Origin of the sequence: Sphingomonas sp. YR710 (assembly GCF_900101455.1) — a bacterium.
Classification (GTDB): Bacteria; Pseudomonadota; Alphaproteobacteria; order Sphingomonadales; family Sphingomonadaceae; genus Rhizorhabdus.
Window position 1 is genome coordinate 181,777 of record NZ_FMZJ01000006.1, and the last position, 24,536, is coordinate 206,312.

The following is a 24,536-nucleotide window of genomic DNA, read 5'->3' on the forward strand; positions in this document are numbered from 1 at the left end:
GCTCACCTCGTGCGGAGAGACTGGAGGGATCCCAGCCTTCGCTGGGATGACGGTCAAGGTTGGCGAAATCCAAAATCATTCGGCCTTCGCCGGATCGAACAGGGTCAGATCCTTGGCGATCGCGGCATTCTTCGCCTGGACGTCGGCAGGCGCAGCGATCAGGCCGCGGCGGGCGAGATAGCCATCCTTGCCCCATGCACTGGCATATTCGGCCACGAATTGCGGCAAGCCTGGAATCACCTTGAGATGCGCCGCCTTCACATAGATGAACAATGGCCGGGCACCCGGATAGGTGTAGCCGGCGATCGTGTCGTAGGTCGGCGTCACGCCGTTCAACGGGATGCCCCGCAACGTCGCCGCATTTTCCTCGAGGAAGCTGTAGCCGAAAACGCCAACCGCATCGGGATTGGAACCAAGCTTCTGGACGATCAGATTGTCGTTCTCACCCGATTCGACATAGGCGCCATCTTCGCGAATCTTCGTGCAGATCGCCTTATATTGATCCTCGTCGCTCTTCTTGAGCGCCTTGGTGGCGGCATCGGCGGAACAGCCCTTGTCGAGGATCAGTTCGGCGAAAGCATCGCGCGTGCCGCTGGTAGGCGGCGGACCATAGACCTGGATCTTTACCGCCGGCAGCGACGGATCGACATCCTTCCAGGTCTTGGCGGTCTGCGGCTTGCCATAAGGAGTGGCGGCGAGCGCCTTGTAAACCTGTTCGGGCGTCAGGGACATCGCCGGGCCGGCCTTGCTTTCGGCCATGATGATGCCGTCGATACCGATCTGGATCTCGACAATGTCCTTCACGCCATTCTTCTGGCAGGTTTCCATCTCGGATTTCTTGATCCGCCGCGATGCATCCTCAATGTCGGGATGCTGCGACCCGACCCCCGCGCAGAACAATTTCATGCCGGCGCCTGTGCCCGTCGATTCGACGATCGCGGGCTTGAACCCGGCATTCTTGCGCGCGAAGGTTTCGGCGACCGTCGTCGTGAACGGATAAACGGTCGACGATCCGACCACGCGAATTTGATCGCGCGAACCGCCGCCGGTCGGGCCATTGCCGTTACACGCAGCCAAAGTCAGGCCGAGCGTCAGCGCCAGTGCGCCAAAGCTGATACGCATCGAAATCTCCATCGCATGAATTCGCTAGTGGGGCCCGGCGTCATCGCCATGACCGTTCGATGGACGCTATGTTTCAAATGTGTGACATTATGATGACAACGCCTCTGGCTCGATGCCGGGGAACGTAATGCTCACGGTCGTGCCGCGTCCAACGACGCTGGCGATATTCAGGTTCGCACGATGCCGTTCGGCGATATGTTTGACGATCGCAAGCCCGAGCCCGGTCCCGCCGACCGCACGGCTGCGGCCGGCGTCGACGCGATAGAATCGCTCGGTCAGGCGCGGCAGATGCTCGGGTGCAATACCGTCGCCCTGATCGACGACCTGCAAACGAACCTTGCCGCCAACCGGGCGGACCAACACCTGAATCGGCGTATCGGGTCGACCATATTTGATCGCGTTGCCGACCAGATTGTGCACCAGTTGCGTGATCTGAACGCGATCGGCCCGCACCTTCGGGCAGGAGAGATCAAGGTCGAGCGATATGCGATCGGCGCCCTCACCCAGACCCGAACGGATCACGGCCACAGCCTCCTCGACCACCGCCGTCAGATCGACGGGCGTCTGCGGCGTCGAGAAGCGATCGGCCTCGACCCGCGACAGCGACATGAGATCGTCGACAAGCTGCTGCATCCGCCGCGCCTCGCGCATCATGATCGACAGGAAGCGCTGACGGGTAGCCTCGTCACCACCGGCGCTGCTGTCGGCGAGGGTTTCGATGAAGCCGAGCAAGGTCGCCAGCGGGGTTCGCAATTCGTGGCTCGCATTGGCCACGAAATCGACCCGCATGCGTTCGGCCACCCAGCTTTCGGTCCGATCGCGCAGCCGCACAAGCCGCACGCCATCGCCCAGCAGATGCACGGTCATCGCCCAGCGCCGGTCCTTCTGGCCGATACCCACCAGTTCGATCGGCGTCGATACCGTGCTCGGCTCATCGCTCGTCAACAGTTCGGCAGCGAGGGGGTGGCGCAGAGCGAGCCGGAAGTCACCATCCAGCTTGTCCGCGCCGAACAGCCGAACAGCCGCGGCATTGGCATGGCTGATTCGCTGCCGTTCGACGATCAGCAGCGGATCATCGATCGCGTCGATCAGATCGGCGGTGACATCCGGAGCTGTGGGTTCGGGTTCGGTCGCGATGCTGACGACTGCGGGATCGGCCGCCGCGGCCCCCCAGGCGAACAGAGCGGCCGCGAGCCCGGCCGCCCCGCTCGCCACCCACGGCGCCGAAAATAACAAGGATGTCACTGCCACGGCCCCAAAGGCCCAGATCGCCAACATCATCCGGCGTTCGATCAAGCCATCCCTCCCTAAAATCGCCCGAGCTGGGCATCCGGCCGGTCTATGGACGAATTGTGAAATCTATCGGACATACGCATCAACGATGAAAGCGCGAGTTTGTCACATGCTTGTCTGTGCTCGCTTTCGGTACCTTTTGGCGATATTGAACCTGCCAAGAGTTTGCGTGAGGGGTCGCGATGCGGATCGAGGATGAACAGGCGGACGGTGCTCCAGCGGAAGTGTCTTTGCCGGAGACGGCCGAAGAACACGGGCATTCCCGCCGCAACCTGCTTCGCCTCGGCGCGCTCGGCGGCGTTGCCGTCGTCACCGTTCGGCCCGGCATGGCGCAGGCCGCCGCTTCGACACTCAAATGCACGATCCCCGTGCCAGATCCGGCGCGCTCGACCAAATGGGTCAAATCGGATGGTACGCTGGTTAGCAAGAATACGGCAAACAGCTATCCCGGCCCCACTTCGCCGCTGAATGCGGTCGATATCCAGAATGCGATCAATTACAATACAAGCTATCCCGGCTACAGTGCGAACGCCAGCAGCGCCTATACCGCGTATATCAAGAAGCTGACGCAGGGCACGGCAGGCTTTACATGCTACGCCTCGATTCAAACGCCGCGTTAAACGGGTTGGGCCAACGCAATATTGAACGGTCGACGTCACTGATCTATCGCACCGATTCTCTGGACGCTTGTGTCGTCACACGCGTCGAAGGTCTGGTCCTGCTCTATCATCGGCCATCCGGCGCGACCCATTTGCTCAACAGCCCCGCACCGGAAATCCTCGATCTGCTCGCCGCTGAGCCCTGCGACGCGGCAACCTTGACCCGCCGCCTCTGCGAAACGCTCGGCGCATCCGAGGACGAGGATGCGCTTATGGTCGTATCCGCCCGACTTGGTGAACTCGCCGAAATCGGGCTGGTCAGCGCCCATTGATGCACCGGTTGTCCGTCCGCATCGGACCCGCCACTTTTCGCGTCGGCTCGACCTGGGCCGCGCCGATGGCGAACTTGCGCGCGCTGTACGCGGACTATCCCGCGCCGGCCGATAACATCACCACGCTCACCGCCCGGATCGAACCGACCCGTCCCTGGCGCCGCTGGATCCGGCCGCAAGTCGCGATCGGCGGCGATCATGTTCTTCCCGATACCGTGCCGATGGCGCTGCGCCACGGCTTGCTGGCCGCCGAAATGGCGATGAACCTGCAAATGGTACTCGGCGAACGCCGCTATCTTCTGCTCCACGCCGCCGCCGTCGAGCGGGACGGCAAGGCGCTGATCCTGACCGGAGAATCCGGATCGGGCAAGTCGACTCTGGCCGCCTTGCTCGGCGAGCAGGGCTGGCGGCTGCTGGCCGACGAATTCGTCCTCGTCGATCCCGACACCGGCCTGATCCATCCCTTCCCGCGCGCTATCAGCCTGAAGAACAGCGCGATTGCCGCGATGGAGGATGTCATTGCCGACAGCGCCCGTTTCGGGCCGATGCTCAAGGCCACACCCAAAGGCGACCTGCGCCATTTGCGCCCCAATGCAGACGCGATTGCGCGCATGGATGAGACGGCACGCGCCGCGCTGATCCTGTTCCCGCAGTTCGGATATGACCCGGCGGTTACCGGCATCGGCAAGGCCGAACTGTTCATGCGCCTGACCCAGGGATCCGCCAATTATATCGCGCTCGGGGAGCGCGGCTATACGGCGCTGATCCGGCTCGCAACGACGGTCCCGTCGGCCATGTTCGCATATCGGGACAGCGCGGAAGGCATTGGGATTGTAAATCAGTTCTGGGCGGAAGCAGGGTAGTGAAGACCGCGGCCCTGCTCGTTCGCGCGCTTGTCGATCCGTCGTCCGTCCGCAACCTGACCGGCGAGGCGTGGACCAGCCTGCTGTCGCTCGCGCATGGCGAACGGCTGATCGGCACGCTGGCCGATCGCCTCTCCGGTCTGCCAGTGCCGACGTCCGTCGCCGACGCGCTGTATCAGGCCAGCGTCCAGGCGCAGTTCAGCCGCATGCAGGCGCTGTGGGAAGTTGAAATGGCCCGCCGCGCGCTCGCCCCCGACGGTATCAAACTGATCCTGCTCAAGGGCAGCGCCTTTGCCTATAGCGACCTTCCCGCGGCGGCGGGCCGCTTCGTCGGCGATCTCGACATCATCGTTCCGCAGGCCGATCTTGCCCGCGCGGAAGCCGCCTTGCTGGCAGCGGGCTGGGACTGGCTCAAGCCCGATGCCTATACCGACCTCTATTATCGGCGCTGGATGCACGAACTCCCGCCGCTCGTGCATCGCGACCGTGGCAGCATGATCGATGTCCACCACACGATCCTGCCGCGCACCGCCCGCCGCACGCCCGATGCCGCCGCCCTGATCGCCCACAGTATCGAGGTCGCTCCAGGCATCCACACCCTCTCCCCCGCCGATATCGTCGTTCACGCCGTCACCCATCTGATCGCCGATGGTGATCTCGCGGGCGGTCTGCGCAACTTGTGGGATATCGATCGCCTGCTCCGATCGTTCGGGGAGCGGCCGGATTTCTGGGAAGCGTTGCGGGCACGGGCAAACTTGCATCAGATGGCCGAACCGGTCGCGCGGGCGCTGCGCCTCACGCACATGCTATATGAAACGCCGGTCGATCCGCGAATCGCCGGTGGGCCCCGCCCGGGTGACCGTCTTTTCGTGCGGCGCCTGCTCGCGCGCGATGGATGGGGCCGCGAGGTCAGGCCAGTCACGCGCCTCGCTTTCTATATCCGCTCGCACTGGATGCGGATGCCGCCGCTGATGCTCGCCCGCCACCTCTGGATCAAGGCGACCGGTTCGCACGCTTGACATGCAACTATTTAGTTGCATATAAGGAGTCGTGTTGGACGAGGACCTGCTGTTCCGCGCGCTTGCGGATCCCAGCCGCCGGCTGCTGCTCGATCGGCTGTTTGCCCGGCCGGGCCAGACGCTGAACGAGCTGATCGACGAACTGCCGATGTCGCGGCAGGCGGCGTCCAAACATGTGATGATGCTGGAGGAGGCCAATCTCGTCGCGACCGTGCGGCGGGGCCGGGAAAAGCTGCATTATCTGAATGCCGTCCCGATCCAGGAAATCGCCGTGCGCTGGATCGGCAAATTCGAGGCCGGGCGGGTCGCGGCACTCGTAGCGCTCAAGCAACGGTTGGAGGATGACATTGGACAAGCCACCTGATCACATCCTGTTGATCTACATCGCGGCCTCACCGGAGAAGATCTGGGCCCTGCTTACCGATGTTCCCAACAGCCCGTCATGGTTTTTCGGGCAGCGGATGGAGGTCGGCAACACGATCGACGATCCGTTCGCCGTCGTTGCCCCCGACGGCATTCCGCAGGTGAAGGGCAAGATCCTCGCCATTGATCCGCCGCGCCGGCTGATGGTGAGCTGGGACGTCCTCGTCGAAGGCATCGAACCGGTCGAGATCGAGTTTCTGATCGACGATGTCGGCAACAGCATATCGAAACTGACGGTGCATGAATATCACCATGCAACCGTCCCCGAAGCCTATATCAAGGCCGGCCGCGAAGGCTGGTCGCTGATCCTCTCGGGCATCAAGACGATCCTCGAGACCGGCAAGCCCCTCCCCCCCGTCAAGATGGAGCGACCGCAATGAGCGCCCCTGATTTCATCCATGTCGTCTATATCCGCAGCACGCCGCGGAAGATCTGGGACGCACTGACCGACGGCAGCAGCACCACCCATTTCTGGGCCGGCCGAACCAATGAATCGACATGGCAAACCGGCGCCCCTTTGGTCTTCCGCGCGCCGGATGGCAGCGTGGACTTCGAAGGGAAGGTGCTCGAAAGCGATCCGCCGAACCTGCTGCGCTTCACCTTTCACATCGGAGGCCCCGGCCCGATGCATGACGAGGGGCCGACCGAAGTCACCTACAGGATCGAGCCCTCGATCGACGTCGTGCGGCTGACAATCATCCATTCGGGATTCATCAACGGCAGCATCATCCGCCCCGGCGTCGCCGGTGGCTGGCCGCGGATCGCGTCCGGTCTCAAGAGTTTGCTCGAGACCGGCGAGGGGTTTGCATCGTGGACCCCGGCGGACGAGGGCAGCCAGACGGCGTAAGCGCGAAGTTACGGGCGGAACAAAATCCTCCCCGAGCAAGCTCGGGGAGGGGGACCGCCGAAGGCGGTGGTGGGGTAATCCCGAACTCCCATCCTCTACGTTTTTGATTGTTTGGCCGGTGCGCTGCCCCCTCCACCACCCTGCGGGTGGTCCCCCTCCCCGAGCAAGCTCGGGGAGGAACCAAGAAGAGACCAGCCTACCCGCGCCCCAATCGCTCCAAGGTCGGGATCAATTCATCGAAATGATCGATCAGCGCGCTCGCGCCGAGTTGATCGTGCGGACGATCGGAAAAGCCGAACGTCACCGCTACGGTCGGGATGCCGGCATTGCGCCCGGTATCGGTGTCGGTGATCGAATCGCCGACATAGGCGCCCCGCCCGCCCCCGGCGCGCGCGATCGCCTCGAACAATGGCGCCGGATCGGGCTTGCGCACCGGTAGCGTGTCGCCGCCGATCAGCGCGTGGAAACGATCGGCCCAGCCCAAAGCGTCGATCAGTTCGCGCGCCAGCCCCTCGGCCTTGTTGGTGCACACCGCGAGCCGCACGCCCCGCGCCGCCAGCGCATCGAGCGACGCGTTCAGGCCAGGGAAGATCGTCGTGCCATCGGCGATATGCGCCAGATAATGGTCGATGAAGATCGGAAAGCCCTGCTCGACCAGCGCCTCGGTCATCTCGCCGGTTGCCGCCAGCCCCTTCTGCAGCAGCGCGCGCGCACCATGGCCGACCATGTGGCGCACATCTTCGGCGGGCACCGGCCGCCGCCCAAGAACGCCGAGCGCGTGGTTGAGCGCGCCGGTGAGATCGGGCGCGGTATCGGCCAGGGTGCCGTCAAGATCGAAGGCGACGACGTCGAAGGGAAAATCGGCTTTCATGGGCACCCCATGACGCGGACGATATGGCATTGGCAAGCGCTTCGTGGCAGATGATCGGCCATGACGACACGCCCCTTCGCCGCCCTGATCCTTGCCGCCGGCAAGGGCACCCGCATGAAATCGGATCTGCACAAGGTGCTGCACCCGATCGCCGGCCGGCCGATGCTCGGCCATCTGCTCGCCGCGGTCGATCAGCTCGGCGCCGCCAAAAGCGTCGTAGTGACCGGCGCCGCCCGGGAACAGGTCGAGGCGTTCGTTGCCCCGCTCGGCGTCGATGTCGTCACGCAGGAGCCGCAGCTTGGCACGGCGCATGCCGTCCAGCAGGGTGAGCAGGCGCTCGCCGGCTTCGATGGCGATGTGCTAATCCTCTATGGCGACGTGCCGCTCGTGCGTCCCGAAACGCTGGCCCGCATGCTCGATCGCCTCAACGCCGGTGACGCGCCGGCGGCCGTTGTCCTGGGCTTCCGCCCCGCCGACCCGCTGGCTTATGGCCGGATCATCGCCACCGACGGCACGATCGAGCGCATGGTGGAATATAAGGATGCGAGAGCCGCCGAACGCGCCGTCACCCTGTGCAATTCGGGCCTGATGGCGGTGCGCGCCGCCGATCTTTGGCCCTTGCTCGCCCGCGTCGGCAACGACAATGCCGCACAGGAATATTATCTGCCGGATATCGTGATGATCGCCGCCGCAGACGGCCGTCGTTCGGCGGTGATCGAAGCCGATGCGTGGGAAGTCGCCGGCGTCAACAGCCGCGCCGAACTGGCAGCGGTCGAAGGCGAATGGCAGGCGCGCCGCCGCCTCGCCGCCATGGCCGACGGCGCCACGCTGATCGCACCCGATACCGTCTGGTTCGCGTACGATACCCAGGTCGGCCGCGACGTCGTGATCGAACCCAATGTCTTCTTCGGCCCGAAGGCGGTGATCGAGGACAAGGTCATAATCCACGGCTTCAGCCATATCGAAGGCGCCATCGTCCGTTCGGGCGCCGAAGTCGGGCCTTATGCGCGGCTGCGGCCCGGTGCCGATATCGGCAACGATGCCAAGATCGGCAATTTCGTCGAGGTCAAGAATGGCCGCTTCGGCAAGGGCGCCAAGGCCAACCATCTGAGCTATATCGGCGATGCCGATGTCGGCGCGAATGCCAATATCGGCGCGGGCACGATCACCTGCAATTATGACGGCTTCCTCAAATATCGCACGGTAATCGGCGCGGGCGCGTTCATCGGATCGAACAGCGCGCTGGTAGCACCCGTCACCATCGGCGATGGCGCGATCGTCGCCGCGGGATCGGTGATGACCCGCGACGTGGCGCCCGACGCGCTGGCCCTCGCGCGCGGCCGGCAGGAAGCGCGCGAAGGTTGGGCGGCAACCTTCCGCGAGACGATGAAGGCCAGGAAAGCAAAAGCGGGAAAATAGCATATTACCGCGCTGCCGCGTATTTCTGATCTTATTTCGGTTACCGTAGGTTAACCGGGAGCGGCCTAGTCTTCCCTTCTGGCGGGGGAAGATATCCATGGAAAATTTTCAGACACTGATCGCCGAGCATGATCTGCTCGACCGGCTTTCTGTAGAGTTGGCAGGCATCGCCGAAGATCCCGTATCGGATGTTGTCGGCGCCCTGTTCGCGCGCGCCAATCTTTCGATCGCCCTCGACGATCATCTCAGCCGCGAAGATGCCTTTCTCTACGAGAAACTGATCGGCACCCAGCCGGATCGATTCCCGGGCGCCGTTTCGAAATTCCATGCCGATTTCGCGGAACTTGCTTCGGCGTGGCAGGACTATCTCAAGCTGTGGGATCCCAGTGCAATTGCCTCCGACTGGACGGAGTTTTGCAGGGAAACGACGATCATGATGGGCTGGCTACGCCAGCGCATCGCGGATGAAAACGCCCTGCTCTATCCGCTTGCACTGCAGACCGGACGGATCCGGCTACGCCAGGCCGCGTGAACGTCGCGCGGCCACAACGGCGGATTGTCAGCTTCGATTAATCGTGCTTTGCCATAACCCGCGCGCGCAAATCGGCGCAGTGGGGAAACTATCGATGTGTGGCATTATCGGAATCCTCGGGCAGGCCAATGTTTCGGACCGGTTGGTCGAAGGGCTGCGCCGCCTGGAATATCGCGGTTATGATTCAGCGGGGGTCTGCACGATCCACGATGGCATCCTCGATCGCCGCCGCGCCGAGGGCAAACTCGACAATCTTGCGAAAATACTGGCCGCCGATCCGCTGCCGGGCGTCATCGGCATCGCCCACACACGCTGGGCGACACATGGTGCACCGACCACCGACAATGCTCATCCACACGCCACCGGTGAAGTCGCACTGGTTCACAACGGCATCATCGAGAATTTCAAGCCGCTCCGCGACGAGCTGATCGCGCAGGGGCGAAAGTTCGAGAGCCAGACCGACACCGAAGTCGTCGCCCATCTGGTCTCGTCTTATGTCGAGGGCGGCATGGCCCCGGCCGATGCCGTATCGAAAGCTCTCAAGCGCCTGCATGGCGCCTTCGCGCTGGCCATATTGTTCCGCCAGCATCCCGATCTGCTGATCGGTGCGCGGCTCGGATCGCCGCTGGTGGTCGGCTATGGCGATGGCGAGACCTATCTCGGATCGGATGCATTGGCGCTGGCGCCACTTACCCAGCGCATCTCCTATCTCGACGAAGGCGATTGGGTCGTCATCACTCGCGATGGCACGCAGATCTACGACAAGAATGATCAGCCGGTCGAACGCGCGATCGTCCTGTCGGGCGCATCGGGCGCGACGATCGATAAGGGCAATCACCGCCACTTCATGCTCAAGGAGATTTACGAGCAGCCGGTGGTCGTCGCCCAGACGCTCAAATCCTATCTGCGCCGGTTGGACGATCAGGTCTCCCTGCCGATTCCCGACTTCGATCTGGCAGCGATCCGCCGCGTGACGATCGTCGCCTGCGGCACCAGTTACTATGCCGGAATGGTCGCCAAATATTGGTTCGAGCAATTCGCGCGCGTGCCCGTCGACATCGATGTCGCCTCCGAGTTCCGCTATCGCAACCCGGTGATGGAGGATGGCGGGCTGGCCCTGTTCATCAGCCAGTCGGGCGAGACCGCCGATACGCTGGCGGCACTCCGCCATGCCCGCGCCGCCGGGCAGAAGATCGCCGTCGTCGTCAATGTCCCCACCAGCACGATGGCGCGCGAGGCCGATCTGCTGCTGCCCACCCATGCCGGCCCCGAGATCGGCGTCGCCTCCACCAAGGCATTCACCTGCCAGCTTGCGGTGCTCGCGGCACTTGCTGCCAATCTGGCCCGTGCCAAAGGCCGTTTGAGCCCGGCTGAAGAAAAGCAAATCGTCCGCCATCTCGCCGAGGCGCCCGCGCAGATCAATGCGGCGCTGGCCTATGACGAGGCGATCCAGGGGATGGCCGGCATCATCGCGAACGCGCGTGACGTGCTCTATCTGGGCCGTGGCCCGGATTATCCGCTCGCGCTCGAAGGCGCGCTGAAGCTCAAGGAAATCAGCTATATCCACGCCGAAGGCTACGCCGCTGGCGAGATGAAGCACGGCCCGATTGCCCTGATCGACGATAAGGTACCCGTGATCGTGCTCGCGCCCTCAGGGCCTTTGTTCGAAAAGACGGTGTCGAACATGCAGGAGGTGCAGGCGCGCGGCGGCAAGGTGGTGCTGATTTCCGATTATGACGGCATCCAGCAGGCCGGTGAGGATTGCATCGCGACGATCACCATGCCCAAAGTCCACCCGCTGATCGCGCCGCTCGTTTATGCGGTGCCGGTGCAATTACTGGCCTATCATGTCGCCGTCGCCAAGGGCACCGACGTCGACCAACCCCGCAACCTCGCAAAATCGGTGACTGTAGAATGACCCCCGAAATCGACGACAAGACCGCCGCGGCCGCATTCCGGCGGCTGATCAAACATCTGCAGCATCGCACCGACGCGCAGAATGTCGACCTGATGGGACTGGCCGGCTTCTGCCGCAACTGTCTCGGCGACTGGGTGAGCGAGGCGTCGAGCGGCACACTCGATCGCGAAGCGGCGCGGCATGCCGTCTATGGCATGCCTTATGCGGAGTTTAAGGCGCGATACCAGCAGCCGGCGACCGCTGAGCAACTCGCCCGCATGGATGCCAGCGTGGCGAAGAACCGCCACCGGGAAGAGCTTCTCGACGAAGCGCTCGATGAGAGCTTCCCGGCGAGCGATCCGCCGTCGATGACCGAGCCGGGTTCGAAGGACTGATCTTCGCGACGGGGTGGAAATCCGCGACACTATAACACCCCCGTCATGCTGAACGTGTTTCAGCATCCACCGCGCCACAAGTAGAGCCCCTCTCGTTGTCAGGTGGATGCTGAAACAGGTTCAGCGTGACGATTGAGGAAGGCTCCTTCATAACCTCATAAATGTGCGAAAACCGCCTCTTCACGAAAAAACCGCGCCGATCACTCAGCGCGGTTTTGTCATGAACCATTGTGTGGCGGAAAACGTCAGGCCCCTGCGGGTGCCGCGCCCCAGCCGCCGCCGGGACGGTGGCTCTTCGGGATCGACGATCCGCCGATGCCCAGCGCGACCGGCCCGCGCGAATTGCCTTCGTCGCGGCCGATATCCTCGCCCTTGATGATGCGCTTCGCTTCTTCGCCGCTCAACGTCTCGAATTCGAGCAAGGCTGTGCCGAGACGATGGAGCTCATCGAGATTCTCGGTCAGAACGACCCGTGCGACCTTCTCGGCCTCCTCGACAATGCGGCGGACTTCCTGATCGATCAGCTGCGCAGTCGCTTCAGACACGCTCTGGTTGCGCGAGACGCTATGGCCGAGGAAAACTTCGTCCTGATTGTCGCGGTAGCGCAGCCAGCCGAGTTTTTCGGACATCCCATATTCCATCACCATCGAACGGGCCATGTCGGTGGCCTGCTGGATGTCGTTGGAGGCACCGGTGTTGAGCTCGTCCGACCCGTAGATGATCTGTTCGGCGATGCGGCCGCCGAAGCAGAGCGCGAGCCGCGCCTTCATCTGCTTCATCGTCATCGAATAACGATCGCGCTCGGGCAGGTTCCAGGTCACGCCCAGCGCGCGGCCGCGCGGGATGATCGTCACCTTGTGAAGCGGATCGCAGCCGGGAACATGGAGCGAAACGAGCGCGTGGCCTGCCTCATGGTATGCGGTGGCCTTCTTCTCGTCCTCGGTCATGACCATCGATTTGCGCTCGGCGCCCATCATGACCTTGTCCTTGGCTTCCTCGAACTCCTTCATCGCGACCAGGCGCTTGCCCTTGCGGGCGCCCAGCAAAGCGGCTTCGTTGACGAGGTTGGCGAGATCGGCACCCGAGAAGCCCGGCGTGCCGCGCGCGATCGTGCGGGCATTGACGTCGGGCGCCAGCGGCACCTTCTTCATGTGCACGGCGAGGATCTTCTCGCGGCCCTCGATATCGGGGCGCGGCACGACGACCTGGCGATCGAAGCGACCGGGACGCAGCAAGGCGGGATCGAGCACATCCGGGCGGTTCGTGGCCGCGACGATGATGATGCCCTCGTTCGCCTCGAAGCCGTCCATCTCGACGAGCAACTGGTTCAGCGTCTGCTCACGCTCGTCATTGCCATTGCCGAGGCCGGCGCCGCGATGGCGGCCGACCGCGTCGATTTCGTCGATGAACACGATGCACGGCGCATTCTTCTTCGCCTGCTCGAACATGTCGCGCACGCGAGAAGCACCGACACCGACGAACATTTCGACGAAGTCCGAACCCGAAATCGTGAAGAACGGCACGTTTGCCTCACCCGCGATTGCACGGGCGAGCAGGGTCTTGCCGGTACCGGGGCTACCGACGAGCAGCGCGCCCTTCGGAATCTTGCCGCCGAGGCGGGCGAATTTGGTCGGATCCTTGAGGAAATCGACAATCTCCTCAAGCTCCTCGCGCGCCTCATCAATGCCGGCGACATCGTCAAACGTCACCTTGCCGTGCTTTTCGGTGAGCATGCGTGCGCGCGACTTCCCGAAACCCATCGCGCCCGATCCGGCATTCTTTTGCATCTGGCGCATCACGAAGAAGGCGATGCCGAGGATCAGCAGGAACGGCAGCGACTGATAGAGCATGATCATCCAGAAGCTGGTCTGCTCGGCCGGCTTCGCGCGAAATACGACATTCTTGTCGGCCAGCCGCTGGATCAACGTCGGGTCCGCGGGCGCATTGGCGGTGAAGCTGGTGCCGTTGGTGAACTTGCCGCTGACCACGCCCTCGCCGATATCGACGTCACGCACCGTGCCCTCGTTCACGCGGGCGAGGAATTCGGAATAAGCGATCGAATCCCCCGCACCGGGCCGGGCCGACGATTCGAACATCGATACGAACACGACGAGCGCCAGCAGAATACCCATCCAAATGGCGAGGCTCTTCATCCAGGGGTTTGGCTGGGGCTCTTTTTGATCACTCATGCACGGGTCCGCCTTTCTGCGGCCAAAATAGGCATTCGGAGGTTAATAACAATGGACCAACGCTCAAGCCGTGCCTTTTTCAGCGACGATCCGGCGCTCGCGCGATGGTGATATATCGCCCGGGGGACAATTTGCGTCGGCCTATGCTGGCCGATCGCCCCGAATCGAGCAATGCCAACGCGCGTTCGATCGTCGGGCCATCCGCCGGCGACTCGGCTTCGGCTACAAGCAAAGCAATCATTCGCCGACGGATTTCATAGGGAAGCCCGGTCAGATCGACCCGGATCGATCCATCGGGACGATGATCGCAGCGCGAACGCATCGCCTCTCCCACCACCCATTCGATGGCCTCCTCCGCGTCGGCAAGATGGCTCGCCGAAGCAGCGAGCCGCAACGGATCGATCCAGGGCGCGTCGCGGATAAGGGCCCGCGCGTGGGTCCGGTCATAATGCGGATCGTCGTTGGATGGATCATCGGCGGTCGCGATCCCCGCGACGATGCCAGCCAGTTCCATTCTGCGCCAGCCGAGCAACGGGCGGACTACCATCACCCCGGCGATATCGCTGCGTCGACCGATCCCCCTGAGGCCCGAAAGCCCCGCACCGCGCGCCAACCGCATCATCAAGGTCTCGGCCTGATCGTCGGCATGGTGCGCGGTGAGCACGGCGGCCAGCCCTTGTTCCCGCGCCCACTGCGCAAGCGCCGCATAGCGCGCCGCCCGCGCCGCCGCCTGCACGCTGCCTTGCTTGGAAACCCTGACCTTTATAGTGGCGTGCGGCACGCCAATCTCACCGCACAGGCGGGCAACCGTGGCCGCCTCGTCGGCAGCTTCGGCGCGAAGTCCGTGATCGACCGTTGCCGCAACGACTCGTCCCGGCAACGCCGCGCTTGCCAGCAGCAGCATCGCCATGCTGTCGGGCCCGCCGGAAACCGCCAGCCCGAACCGTGTCTCACCATCGGCGCTGAGGATCCCGTCAAGATCGGCACGGAACCGCGCGATCAGCTTGGAGTCTGTATCAGGCACGCCAAGATAAGAGGGCATCATCCGTCCCCAGTCTGATCCTCCCCCGCCAGGGGGAGGTGGCGCCGAAGGCGACGGAGGGGGCGGATAATCGGCGCCCGCCGGCGCTTGCCCATGCTCTGCGGATCGCCGCCCGCCCCCTCCGTCAGCCTGCGGCTGACACCTCCCCCTGGCGGGGGAGGATCGGAAAGTGTCGGAAGATACCAAAGAATCAAAGTCCTGCGGCCGATCTTAGCGCCATGCCCCTTCAGGCGCCCTCCCTACTGGCACTTGGCTTCCGCCTTGCCCTGCGACACCAAGGCGGCGAGTGGCCCCGTCACCTTGTCCGGATATTTGGCCTGCAGCACCTCATAGGCCTGGCATGCCTTTTCAGGGAGCGGCGGCTTCAGTTTCATCAACGCCTGCGCCATGTAGACATAGCTCTGCGGTGCCCGCTCGCCGGCCTCGTCCTTGGTATTGTCGAACAGTTCGCGGATCGCCTCCTTATACTGGCCATTGTCCAGATAGGCGCGTCCGGCCAGGTTGCGAGCATAGCTCACATATTTGTGCTTCGGATATTTGGCGGCCATCGCGTGCAGCGCTGCAATCGCCTCGGGATATTTCTTCTGCGTCCACAGGTCATAGCCAACCATATAGGCGTCCTTGCCCGGATCAGCCGACGCCGGCGTAGCGGCGGCATCGGTCGGCGCGGGCGCCGCGGCGACGGGCGCCGGTTTGCCGGGCGCGGCCTTGGGCGGTGCCGACTTCGGCGGAACCGGCACGCTCGCGCCGCCCGTTGTCCCCTTCGGCGCCGCCGGCACGACATAAGGCAGGCTGGCTTCGGGGGCCGCTCCGGGGGCCGGCTTGCCTTCCAGCGCGTTGAGCCGGAACTCCGCGTCCCCCTTCATCTTTGCGAACTGATCCTCGAGCTTGCGAAGATTATAGCTGCTCTGTTCGACCTGGCCGGTGAGTTGCGCGAGCGACCGTTCCAGCGCATCGACCCGGCGAGAGAGATCGGCGACCGGTGACGAAGCCGGCATACCCACCGGCGCCGGTGGCGCCGCCTGCGGCTGGATTTCGGGTTCGAAATATTGTTGGGCACCGCCAGGGAACACCTTGCGCTGCACCGCGCGCATTTCCTTTTCCAACTTGCCCACTCGCCCCTCGATCGGCAGCACCGGATCCGCGGCCAGCAACGGGCCGCCGGCAACGCTGGATAGGAACAGGATGGCGATGATCGCCTTCTTCATGCTGGCATTCCTCGAAAATTATGACGCTGGAACGGTAATCCGCTGCTACCGGCCGAAGATCAAGACGGCTAGGTTGTCGGAGTGTCCGGGCTAGTGACGGGCGCATCGGCGGCGGTATCGTCGGCAGCGCGGGAGCGCCGCACGCCCCGGTGCGGGCGCGACGGTGCGGTGGAGACCGGCTCGGCGGCAACCGCGGCGCCTGCCGCCGGGGATATCGCCGCCATTCCGTCACTGGTCGGCACCGGCGCAACGGAGCCCACCGGCGCGGTAGCGATTGCGGTCAGCGCGTCGCGCTTCAGGCTGAAATTCTTGACCAGATGATCGGGCGCGCCGATCGGCGGCAAAGCCGTCGTCCCGATCATCACCTTGATCGATTGCGGCCGCCCGGTCCGCAGCACCGGATCGCCGGCCGTGTCCGGCACGGGAAAGCTGTCGCCCGCCTTCATCACGCCCATGAACAGATTGGGGCCGTCGCGCTCCGAAATCCGAACCCAGGCATCCTCTACAGCGGTAACCGCGATCGGGCCGCTGGGCGCCGTCGACTGCGGCAGCGCGGCGGCGGGAGGCAGCACGGGCTTGCGTTTGACAGGCTGGGCGATCTCGGCCGGCGTATCGGCGGCCAATTTGGCCATATCGCTATTATCGCCCTCGAAGCGCAGCAGCAAATAGCCCATCGTCAGCAGCACGGCCACGCCGAGCGCCACCATCGCAAGCATGCGCGAAGGCACGCGCGCCGGATCGGCCGGCTCATAGGCTTCCGGATCGAACAGGCTCTGCTGCTGCTCCCCGACTTCGCCCCGAAAGCGGTTCGAAAGCGCCTGCCCGTCGAGCCCCAGCATGTTACCATAGGCTTTTATGAAACCGGCCGCATAAGGCAGTGCCGGCAGGGACTCATGGTCACCGCGCTCGATCGCCTCGATATGGCGCACGGGAATGCGCGTGCGCGCGGCAATATCGACCGTCTCGAGCTTCTGCTCCAGGCGCACGGCCGCCAGTTCCTCTCCCACGCTGCGTGGGAACAGGCCCTGATCGTCCCTTCCGCCGTCGATCATTCGAGATCTCCTTCACGGCGTAGTCGCCGCTGCCATGTCACGTCGGCTTTGTCGAATTGACACGCACAAATGTCAAACCCGCAGCCTGGGTTAATTTTCTGGCGGGATGGACGGGCCGCGAAGCTTAGGCGATCACCACTTCGTTTTCGGTCGCCCAGGCCGCCAAATCCGATCGCAGCGACCGTACGGGACGTGCGAGCAAGGCGCCGATCTGCGCCCGCAGGACGCCCGCGTCGAGCGATCGGATCATCGCCTTCACCGGCCCGACCGCCGCCGGCGTAATCGACAAGCGGCCGATGCCGAGGCCGATCAGCGCCATCGCCTCCAATGTGCGTCCGCCCATTTCGCCGCATACGCCGACGGGCACGCTGGCTGCGTGCGATTCCCGCGTCACCCGCGCTATGAAACGCAGGATCGCCGGGCTCAACCAGTCATAGCGTTCGGCCAGCTTGGGATTGGCCCGGTCCGCCGCAAACAGGAATTGGGTGAGATCATTGGTGCCGATCGACAGGAAATCGAGTTTCGGCAGGATCATGTCGAGGCTTTCGGCCAGCGCCGGCACCTCGAGCATCGTCCCGTACCGCACGGCCGCCGGCGGCACCCGATTGCGGCCGTGCACCCATTTGCGTTGCTCCTCGAACAAGGCGTGCGCCTCATCGAACTCCCACGGCTCCGACACCATCGGGAACATCACGTTGAGCGTTCGCCCCGATGCCGCCTCGATCAAAGCGCGGGCTTGCACCTTCATCAGCGCGGCCCGCTCCAGCGCCAGCCGGATCGCACGCCAGCCCAGCGCCGGATTTTCCTCGGTCGCGCCGTCGGCCTGGTTCATATAAGGCAGCGCCTTGTCGCCGCCGATATCGACCGTGCGGAAAATCACCGGTCGATCGCCCGCGGCCTCCAGCACTTCGCGATACAGGCGTTGCTGCCTCTCGCGCTGCGGAAAGGTCGCCGACACCAGAAACTGGAATTCGGTGCGGAACAGGCCGATGCCGTCGGCGCCCGTGACGTCGAGCGCCGCCATATCGTCGCGCAGGCCGGCGTTGATCATCAACTCGATCCGCTGCCCGTCCTTCGTCACCGCCGGCAGGTCGCGCATCGCCGCGAATTCGGCGCGCCGCTTCTGGCCAACGATCATGCGCGCGTCGAACGCCTCGTCCATCGTCGTCGTCGGCCGCACGATCAGCGATCCTTGCGTGCCGTCAAGCAGCAGCCAGTCGCCCTCGCCGATCGTCCGCCGCACGTCCTTGACCCGGCCGAGCACAGCGATCCCCATCGCCCGCGCGACGATCGTCACATGGGCGGTGAGCGACCCTTCCTCAAGCACGACACCCTTCAGCCGCCGTCGATCATATTCGAGCAATTCGGCAGGGCCGAGATTGCGCGCGATCAGGATCGAATCCTGCCGCAGCCCCAGCTGTGCCGCCGTCCCCAGCTGGCCTGAGACGATCCGCAACAGCCGGTTGGAGAGATCCTCCAGATCGTGCATCCGATCGGCCAGCAGCGGATCGGCGATCTCGCGCATCCGCATCCGCGTGCGCTGCTGAACTCGCTCGATCGCCGCCTCGGCCGTCAGGCCGCTGTCGATCGCCTCGTTGATGCGCCGGATCCAGCCCTCGTCATAGGCGAACATCTTGTACATCGCGAGGACGTCCTGATGTTCGCCGGCGACGCCGAAGTCGGTTTCCTTCGTCATCCGCTCGATCTGGTCGCGCATCTTGGCGAAGGCGGAGATCAGCCGGTGTCGTTCGACGTCGGTATCTTCGGCGACGGTATGTTCGATCTCGATGCGCGGCTGATGATAGACGGCGCGGCCGCGCGCCATGCCTTCGACCAGCTTGAGGCCTTCCAGGCGCACCGGCCCGGTATCGCGCTGACTGCCAGAGCCGGGGCCACCCTCATCGATCAGGCCGGCACCCGCGATCAGCTCCGCCAGCACCATCGCCACGGTCTGCAGCGCTTCGATCTCGACATCGTCATAGCGCCGCTGATCGCTATGCTGCACAGCGAGAACGCCGACGGCCCGTTCGCGGCGCACGATCGGAACCCCGGCGAAGCTGTGAAACAGCTCCTCGCCGGTCTCTGGCTTATAGGCGAAATCGGGGTGGCTGGTGGCCTCGTCAAGATTGAGCGTCTCGACATTTTCGGCGATCGTCCCGACCAACCCTTCGCCCAGCGCCATCTTGGTGACGTGGACGGCGTCCTGCTTGAGCCCGCGTGTCGCGAACAGCTCTAATACACCATCGCGCAGCAAATAGATCGAGCAGACTTCGGTGTGCAGCGCCTCGCCGATGATCTGCACGACCTGGTTCAGCTTCGACTGCGCAGCCGACCGCGATGCCATCACGTCGTGAAGGCGCGTCAATATTTCCCGTGCTGCGGATGTTGCGGTCGCTGGTGCCATGGCGTGGCGCTATCAGAAAGCGCGGACGGATTCCAATGCTGTCCCATCGGCAATGGTTGAATATGCGGGATTCCGGTTCATAGTCGGGCAATCATGGCTGGAGGAACGATGGCACCTCGTCTCACTTTGTGCGTCGCGGCGATGCTGACGATAATCGGCACCGCCCCTGCGCACGCCGAAACCCTTTATGTTCGGGCCGGAAAGCTGATCGATACGCAAAAGGGGATGGTCCTCGTCGATCGCTTGATCCGCATCGACGACGACCGCGTGGCCTCGGTAACAGCCTATGCGCCGCCTCCGCCCGGCGCGGCGATCCTCGACTGGTCCGGCTATACGGTTCTGCCCGGCCTGATCGACATGCACACCCACCTCGCCGACTGGGGCCAGACGAACAACGTCGCCGAACCTTTGCTGCACAGCCCGCAGGAAATGGCCTATGTCGCGCTGCGCAACGCGCGGATAACCTTGCGGGCCGGCTTTACCACCGTTCACGACGTCGGCTGTTTCCGCGCCTTCACCGACGTCGCGCTGCGCGAAGCGATCAACCGCGGCGATATCGAGGGTCCGCGAATGAGCGTGGTCGGCGCCTATATCACGATTCCCGGCGGCGGCGGCGAAGTGACCGGCTTCGCGCCCGGCGTGAAGGTGCCCGATGATATGCGGGTCGGCGTGGTGACCGACGCCAACGACACGCGGCTCAAGGTCAATTACCTGTTCCAGCACGGCGTCGACTCGATCAAGCTGATCGCGACCGGCGCAGTCCTCGCCGAGGGCACCGAACCCGGCACCCAGGAACTCACCGACGACGAGATGCGCGCGGCCGTGATCGCTGCGAAGGCCAATGGCGGCTGGGTCACCGCCCATGCCCATGGCGCGCAGGGGATCAAGGCGGCGATCAATGCCGGCGTGCGATCGATCGAGCATGCCTCGCTGATCGACGACGAGGGCCTCGCGCTGGCCAAGGCGAAGGGCGTGTTCCTCGACATGGACATCTATGATGGCGACTATATCGAGGCGGTCGGCACCAAGGAGGGCTGGCCCGCCGGTTACCTCCGCAAGAACCGCGAGACGACCGACGCCCAGCGCGAAGCTTTCCGCAAGGCGGTGAAGGCCGGCATCAAGCTCGCTTTCGGCACCGATGCCGGCGTCTATCCGCACGGGGCGAATGCCCGGCAGTTCAAATATATGGTCCGCTACGGCATGACGCCGATGCAGGCGATCCAGGCCGCGACGACGGTATCGGCGGATCTGCTGGGCTGGTCGAAGCAGGTCGGTGCAATCGCGCCCGGCTATTATGCCGACATGGTCGCGGTGAAGATCGATCCGCTAGCCGACGTGAGCGCTCTGGAGCATGTCGACCATGTGATGAAGGGCGGCGAGGTAGTGCGATAATCTCTTCTACTCCCCTCCCTGCTTGCAGGGAGGGGCTGGGGGTGGGTGGCGAGCGCCAGCGAGCCTGCTACGTTTGAGGACTATGAAAAGAGTCCCGGATCACATGACTGCCAACGCCCGCGCACTACGGAATAGTGCGACCGACGTTGAGCGCGCGATCTGGCACCGACTTTCCTGCTACCGCCCACGATTCACGCGGCAATTCGTGATCGGTCCATACATCGTGGATATTGCCTGTCGGCAAGCGAAGCTCGCGATCGAATTCGACGGGAGCCAGCATCTGGCGCGATCCGAGCAAGACGAGAAGCGCACTCGTTACTTGACAGGCTTGGGTTGGAAAGTCGTCCGCTATTGGAATTCGACCGTCATCGACAATCCGGACGGCGTCGCGGAAGACATACTCTCGCACGCCGCCGAGTGCCTCGGCGGCACCCACCCCCTACCCCTCCCTGCAAGCAGGGAGGGGCGTAGAAAACGACCTACCGCCGCTCCAGCGCCTCGGCCGCTTCCGCCAACAGCGTCGCGATGATATCGGCGACCGGCTCTTCCTTGGTCACCATGCCGACCGACTGGCCGGCCATCACCGAACCATGCTCGACGTCGCCATCGATCACCGCGCGGCGCAGCGCGCCTGCCCAATAATGTTCGATCTGGAGCTGGGCCTCGCCCATCTCGATCCTGCCCTCGTCGAGCGCCTGCGCCACTTCGCGCTGCTTTGCTGCAAACAATTCGCTTGCAGCATTTTTGAGCGCCCGCACCGGAATCACCGGCAAACGCGGATCGATCTGAACGCTGGCGATCGCATCGCGCGCCGAAGCGCGGATGAAGGCCTTCTTGAAATTCGGATGCGCGATCGATTCGCGAGCGATCGCGAAGCGCGTGCCGAGCTGGACGCCGGCCGCCCCCATCTCAAGATAAGCGGCGATCGCCTCGCCGCGGCCGATGCCGCCGGCCACGAACACCGGAACCTGCTCGGCGATCGTCGGCAGCATTTCCTGCGCGAGCACCGAGGTCGAGACCGGGCCGATATGGCCGCCGGCCTCCATGCCCTCGATCACCAGCGCATCGACACCCGAGCGGATCAGCTTTTTCGCCAGCGCCAGCGCGGGCGCGAAACAGACGACCCTCGCCCCGCTCGCCTTGATCTTGTCGATCGCGCCACCCGGGGGCAGGCCGCCCGCGAGCACGACATGGCTCACCTGATGCTGCGCACAAATATCGATCAAAGCCATCAGATCGGGGTGCATCGTGATCAGATTGACCCCGAACGGCTTCGTGGCCAGCGCCTTCGTACCCGCAATCTCGGCGTCCAGCAGAGCCGGCGTCATCGCGCCGCACGCGATCACGCCGAAGCCGCCCGCGTTCGACATCGCCGATACCAGATGCCGTTCGGACACCCAGCTCATCGCGCCGGCAAGGATCGCATAGTCGCTGCCGAAGAATTCGGCGCCGCGCGCCATCAGGCGCGTCAGACGGTCCGTGCCAACGCTCACGCAGCGTCTTCGGCATCGAGGCCGTAGGCGGTGTGCAGCACGCGCACCGCCAGCTCGGTATAATCCTCGTGGATCAGCACCGACACCTTGATCTCCGACGTGGTGATCGCCAGCACATTGATGCCCCGCGCCGCCAGTGCCTCGAACATCTTGGCGGCGACACCGGCATGACTGCGCATGCCCACGCCGACTACCGAGATCTTGGCGACATTCGCGTCATGCACCAGCTTCTGATAGCCGATCTTTTCGCGCGCATTTTCGAGCACGTCGAGCGTGCGAGCCAGTTCGGCCGACGGCACGGTGAAGGTCACGTCGGTCGATCCGGTATCGTGCGCAACGTTCTGCACGATCATGTCGACATTGATATTGGCATCGGCCAGCGGCGAGAAGATCGATGCGACCGCACCGGGGCGGTCGGGCACCGCCGTCAGCGTGACCTTGGTCTCGTTCTTGTCATAGGCGATGCCCGTGATCAGTTGCCGTTCCATTGCACTTCCTTCGATCTCGTCTTCGCCGACGATCATGGTTCCGGGGGTGGGGTTGTCGGTGGGCGCGTCGAACGAGGACAGCACCTGCACGCGGACCTTTTCCTTCATGGCCAGTCCGACCGACCGCGTCTGGAGCACCTTCGCGCCGACCGACGCCAGCTCCAGCATTTCCTCATAGGTCACCTTGGCGAGCTTGCGCGCCTTGGGGACGATGCGCGGATCGGTGGTATAGACGCCGTCGACATCGGTATAGATGTCGCAGCGATCGGCCTTCATCGCCGCCGCCACCGCCACCGCCGACGTATCCGATCCACCGCGGCCCAGCGTGGTGATGCGCTCATCCTCGGTCAGGCCCTGGAAACCGGGGATCACGGCCACCTCGCCGGCAGCCATTGCCGCCGCGATCGCCGTCGTATCGATATCCTCGATGCGCGCGCTGGCATGCGCATCCGACGTCCGGATCGGCAATTGCCAGCCGAGCCAGCTGCGCGCGCGCACGCCCATCGCCTGCAGGGTGATCGCCAGCAGGCCGCTGGTCACCTGCTCGCCGCTGGCGACGACGACGTCATATTCGCGCGGATCGTAGAGCGGTGACGCCTCACGGCAGAAGTTGACCAGCCGATCGGTCTCGCCCGACATGGCCGAGACGACGACCGCCACCTCGTTGCCGAGCCCGACCTCATGTTTCACGCGCGCCGCCACGTTGCGAATCCTGTCGATCCCCGCCATCGAGGTGCCACCGAATTTCATAACGATACGAGCCATGAAGCAATCACGTCCAATAAAGGCAATGCGCCGGGAAAAGCCCTTGGGGTCAAGGGCGCGGCCCTGATAAAGAGGGGGGATCATGAACGCAAGCACACAGCACAGCAACAGCATCGACCCGGCGGAAGCCGCGCATTTCGGGGCATTGGCCGCCGACTGGTGGGATCCCGCCGGATCGTCGGCGATGCTCCACAGGATGAACCCGCCGCGGCTGCGCTATATCCGCGAGCGGATCGATGCGCATTGGCACGGCAACGACACCACTCTGAAACCGCTCAGGGGCCGGCGCGCGATCGACGTCGGCTGCGGCGCCGGCCTGCTGACCGAGCCGCTGGCGCGGATGGGCGCATCGGTGACGGGCATCGATGCCGCCCCCGAAAATATCGCCGCCGCCCGGGCCCATGCCGAGCGGCAAGGCCTGAACATCGATTATCGCGCCGGCGGGACCGAGCAACTCGCCGCCGAGCCGTTCGATCTGGTCACCTCGATGGAAGTGATCGAGCATGTCAGCACTCCGGCGGCGTTCGTCGCGGCGCTGGCGGCCTTGCTCGCGCCGGACGGGCTGATGATCCTGTCGACGCCCAACCGCACGCCGCTCTCCCGCCTCGCGATGATCAGCGTCGGCGAGGGGCTGGGCCTGGTGCCGCGCGGCACGCACGACTGGCAGAAATTCCTCACGCCCGACGAACTGACCGCGCATATCGAGGCCGCCGGCCTCAGGGTCATCGACCGCAAGGGGCTGAGCTTCTCGGTCGGCCACGGCTTCGTGCTCAGCGACAGTCTCGCGCTCGATTATTTCCTGACCATCACGCGGTAAATCGCGGCGCCGTTCATGGCGGCAACCGACGGATAATCATCGTCATCCCAGCGCAGGCCCCTGTGCGCTAACGT

At 64.2% G+C, this 24,536-nt stretch carries 24 protein-coding genes; 14 read left to right on the forward strand and 10 right to left on the reverse strand.

The annotated features are described in order from the left end of the window. Positions 1-75 precede the first annotated feature (75 nt). Both BLS13_RS09410 and BLS13_RS09415 read right to left on the reverse strand, forming a co-directional pair. A complete protein-coding gene (locus BLS13_RS09410) occupies positions 76-1,134 on the reverse strand; it encodes a substrate-binding domain-containing protein (protein ID WP_093451596.1) in 1,059 nt (352 codons plus the stop codon). Positions 1,135-1,209: 75 nt separating this feature from the next. Then, positions 1,210-2,418, reverse strand: coding sequence for an ATP-binding protein (locus BLS13_RS09415; protein WP_256325789.1), 1,209 nt, complete (start codon positions 2,416-2,418; stop codon positions 1,210-1,212). Between the two features lie 179 nt (positions 2,419-2,597). Here BLS13_RS09415 and BLS13_RS09420 point away from each other — a divergent pair, with 179 nt between their 5' ends. Genes BLS13_RS09420 through BLS13_RS09450 form a run of 7 tightly spaced genes read left to right on the forward strand, consistent with a single transcriptional unit; the run spans position 2,598 to position 6,498 of the window. Then, positions 2,598-3,035, forward strand: a complete 438-nt coding sequence (locus BLS13_RS09420) for a hypothetical protein (protein ID WP_093451598.1) — start codon at positions 2,598-2,600, stop codon at positions 3,033-3,035. A gap of 5 nt (positions 3,036-3,040) precedes the next feature. Further along, entirely contained in the window at positions 3,041-3,346 is a 306-nt protein-coding gene (locus BLS13_RS09425; RefSeq protein ID WP_256325790.1) for an HPr-rel-A system PqqD family peptide chaperone, read from the forward strand. Then, positions 3,343-4,209, forward strand: coding sequence for an HprK-related kinase A (locus tag BLS13_RS09430; protein ID WP_093451601.1), 867 nt, complete (start codon positions 3,343-3,345; stop codon positions 4,207-4,209). Before BLS13_RS09425 ends, BLS13_RS09430 begins: the two co-directional genes overlap by 4 nt. Beyond that, positions 4,209-5,228 carry a nucleotidyltransferase domain-containing protein gene (locus BLS13_RS09435; RefSeq protein ID WP_093451603.1) on the forward strand — a complete coding sequence of 340 codons (1,020 nt, stop codon included), beginning with the start codon at positions 4,209-4,211 and terminating at the stop codon, positions 5,226-5,228. The genes BLS13_RS09430 and BLS13_RS09435 overlap by 1 nt, the downstream gene beginning before the upstream one ends. A 34-nt stretch (positions 5,229-5,262) precedes the next feature. Next, positions 5,263-5,592 (forward strand): ArsR/SmtB family transcription factor, encoded by a 330-nt coding sequence (locus tag BLS13_RS09440; RefSeq protein ID WP_093451605.1) that lies wholly within the window; start codon positions 5,263-5,265, stop codon positions 5,590-5,592. Further along, on the forward strand, positions 5,576-6,031 hold the full coding sequence (locus tag BLS13_RS09445; protein WP_176943517.1) for an SRPBCC domain-containing protein: 456 nt from the start codon (positions 5,576-5,578) through the stop codon (positions 6,029-6,031). The genes BLS13_RS09440 and BLS13_RS09445 overlap by 17 nt, the downstream gene beginning before the upstream one ends. Beyond that, entirely contained in the window at positions 6,028-6,498 is a 471-nt protein-coding gene (locus BLS13_RS09450; RefSeq protein WP_093451608.1) for an SRPBCC family protein, read from the forward strand. The genes BLS13_RS09445 and BLS13_RS09450 overlap by 4 nt, the downstream gene beginning before the upstream one ends. A 196-nt stretch (positions 6,499-6,694) precedes the next feature. On the opposite strand, the gene gph is transcribed toward BLS13_RS09450, so the two are convergent. Continuing rightward, complete coding sequence (gene gph, locus BLS13_RS09455; protein WP_093451609.1) at positions 6,695-7,369, reverse strand: phosphoglycolate phosphatase; 675 nt, start codon at positions 7,367-7,369, stop codon at positions 6,695-6,697. A 60-nt stretch (positions 7,370-7,429) separates the two neighbouring features. On the opposite strand from gph, the gene glmU reads away from it, so the two are divergent. The 4 genes from glmU (at position 7,430) to BLS13_RS09475 (ending at position 11,612) form a co-directional block, all read left to right on the forward strand. Then, positions 7,430-8,788, forward strand: a complete 1,359-nt coding sequence (gene glmU / locus BLS13_RS09460; RefSeq protein ID WP_093451611.1) for a bifunctional UDP-N-acetylglucosamine diphosphorylase/glucosamine-1-phosphate N-acetyltransferase GlmU — start codon at positions 7,430-7,432, stop codon at positions 8,786-8,788. 97 nt (positions 8,789-8,885) lie between these two features. After that, positions 8,886-9,320, forward strand: coding sequence for a hemerythrin domain-containing protein (locus BLS13_RS09465; protein WP_093451612.1), 435 nt, complete (start codon positions 8,886-8,888; stop codon positions 9,318-9,320). A 94-nt stretch (positions 9,321-9,414) separates the two neighbouring features. Next, positions 9,415-11,238: a glutamine--fructose-6-phosphate transaminase (isomerizing) gene (glmS, locus tag BLS13_RS09470; protein ID WP_093451614.1), complete on the forward strand. Its 1,824-nt coding sequence runs from the start codon at positions 9,415-9,417 to the stop codon at positions 11,236-11,238. Further along, positions 11,235-11,612, forward strand: a complete 378-nt coding sequence (locus BLS13_RS09475) for a DUF1244 domain-containing protein (RefSeq protein WP_093451616.1) — start codon at positions 11,235-11,237, stop codon at positions 11,610-11,612. Before glmS ends, BLS13_RS09475 begins: the two co-directional genes overlap by 4 nt. A 245-nt stretch (positions 11,613-11,857) precedes the next feature. Here the strand turns inward: BLS13_RS09475 and ftsH are convergent, their stop codons facing one another. The 5 genes from ftsH to ptsP all read right to left on the reverse strand — a co-directional run bounded on the left by ftsH (position 11,858) and on the right by ptsP (position 19,507). After that, positions 11,858-13,801, reverse strand: coding sequence for an ATP-dependent zinc metalloprotease FtsH (gene ftsH, locus BLS13_RS09480; protein ID WP_093451618.1), 1,944 nt, complete (start codon positions 13,799-13,801; stop codon positions 11,858-11,860). 79 nt (positions 13,802-13,880) lie between these two features. After that, the gene (gene tilS / locus BLS13_RS09485; RefSeq protein WP_218123257.1) at positions 13,881-14,843 is read right to left on the reverse strand and encodes a tRNA lysidine(34) synthetase TilS; all 963 of its coding nucleotides are present in this window, start codon (positions 14,841-14,843) and stop codon (positions 13,881-13,883) included. A gap of 239 nt (positions 14,844-15,082) precedes the next feature. Beyond that, positions 15,083-16,051, reverse strand: a complete 969-nt coding sequence (locus BLS13_RS09490) for a tol-pal system YbgF family protein (RefSeq protein WP_176943518.1) — start codon at positions 16,049-16,051, stop codon at positions 15,083-15,085. 68 nt (positions 16,052-16,119) lie between these two features. Continuing rightward, positions 16,120-17,103: a helix-turn-helix domain-containing protein gene (locus BLS13_RS09495; RefSeq protein WP_093451622.1), complete on the reverse strand. Its 984-nt coding sequence runs from the start codon at positions 17,101-17,103 to the stop codon at positions 16,120-16,122. A 124-nt stretch (positions 17,104-17,227) separates the two neighbouring features. Next, positions 17,228-19,507: a phosphoenolpyruvate--protein phosphotransferase gene (gene ptsP, locus BLS13_RS09500; protein ID WP_093451623.1), complete on the reverse strand. Its 2,280-nt coding sequence runs from the start codon at positions 19,505-19,507 to the stop codon at positions 17,228-17,230. 108 nt (positions 19,508-19,615) lie between these two features. Here ptsP and BLS13_RS09505 point away from each other — a divergent pair, with 108 nt between their 5' ends. Together BLS13_RS09505 and BLS13_RS09510 are read left to right on the forward strand one after the other, a co-directional pair. Continuing rightward, positions 19,616-20,899, forward strand: a complete 1,284-nt coding sequence (locus tag BLS13_RS09505) for a Xaa-Pro dipeptidase (protein ID WP_093451624.1) — start codon at positions 19,616-19,618, stop codon at positions 20,897-20,899. 103 nt (positions 20,900-21,002) lie between these two features. Beyond that, positions 21,003-21,428: an endonuclease domain-containing protein gene (locus tag BLS13_RS09510; protein WP_371128197.1), complete on the forward strand. Its 426-nt coding sequence runs from the start codon at positions 21,003-21,005 to the stop codon at positions 21,426-21,428. On the opposite strand, the gene BLS13_RS09515 is transcribed toward BLS13_RS09510, so the two are convergent. Both BLS13_RS09515 and BLS13_RS09520 read right to left on the reverse strand, forming a co-directional pair. Then, positions 21,379-22,359 (reverse strand): NAD(P)H-dependent flavin oxidoreductase, encoded by a 981-nt coding sequence (locus tag BLS13_RS09515; RefSeq protein WP_093451725.1) that lies wholly within the window; start codon positions 22,357-22,359, stop codon positions 21,379-21,381. The genes BLS13_RS09510 and BLS13_RS09515 overlap by 50 nt on opposite strands. Before the next feature lie 29 nt (positions 22,360-22,388). Then, complete coding sequence (locus tag BLS13_RS09520) at positions 22,389-23,645, reverse strand: aspartate kinase (RefSeq protein WP_093451627.1); 1,257 nt, start codon at positions 23,643-23,645, stop codon at positions 22,389-22,391. A gap of 82 nt (positions 23,646-23,727) precedes the next feature. Here BLS13_RS09520 and ubiG point away from each other — a divergent pair, with 82 nt between their 5' ends. Then, positions 23,728-24,462, forward strand: coding sequence for a bifunctional 2-polyprenyl-6-hydroxyphenol methylase/3-demethylubiquinol 3-O-methyltransferase UbiG (gene ubiG / locus BLS13_RS09525; RefSeq protein WP_093451628.1), 735 nt, complete (start codon positions 23,728-23,730; stop codon positions 24,460-24,462). Positions 24,463-24,536 lie beyond the last annotated feature (74 nt).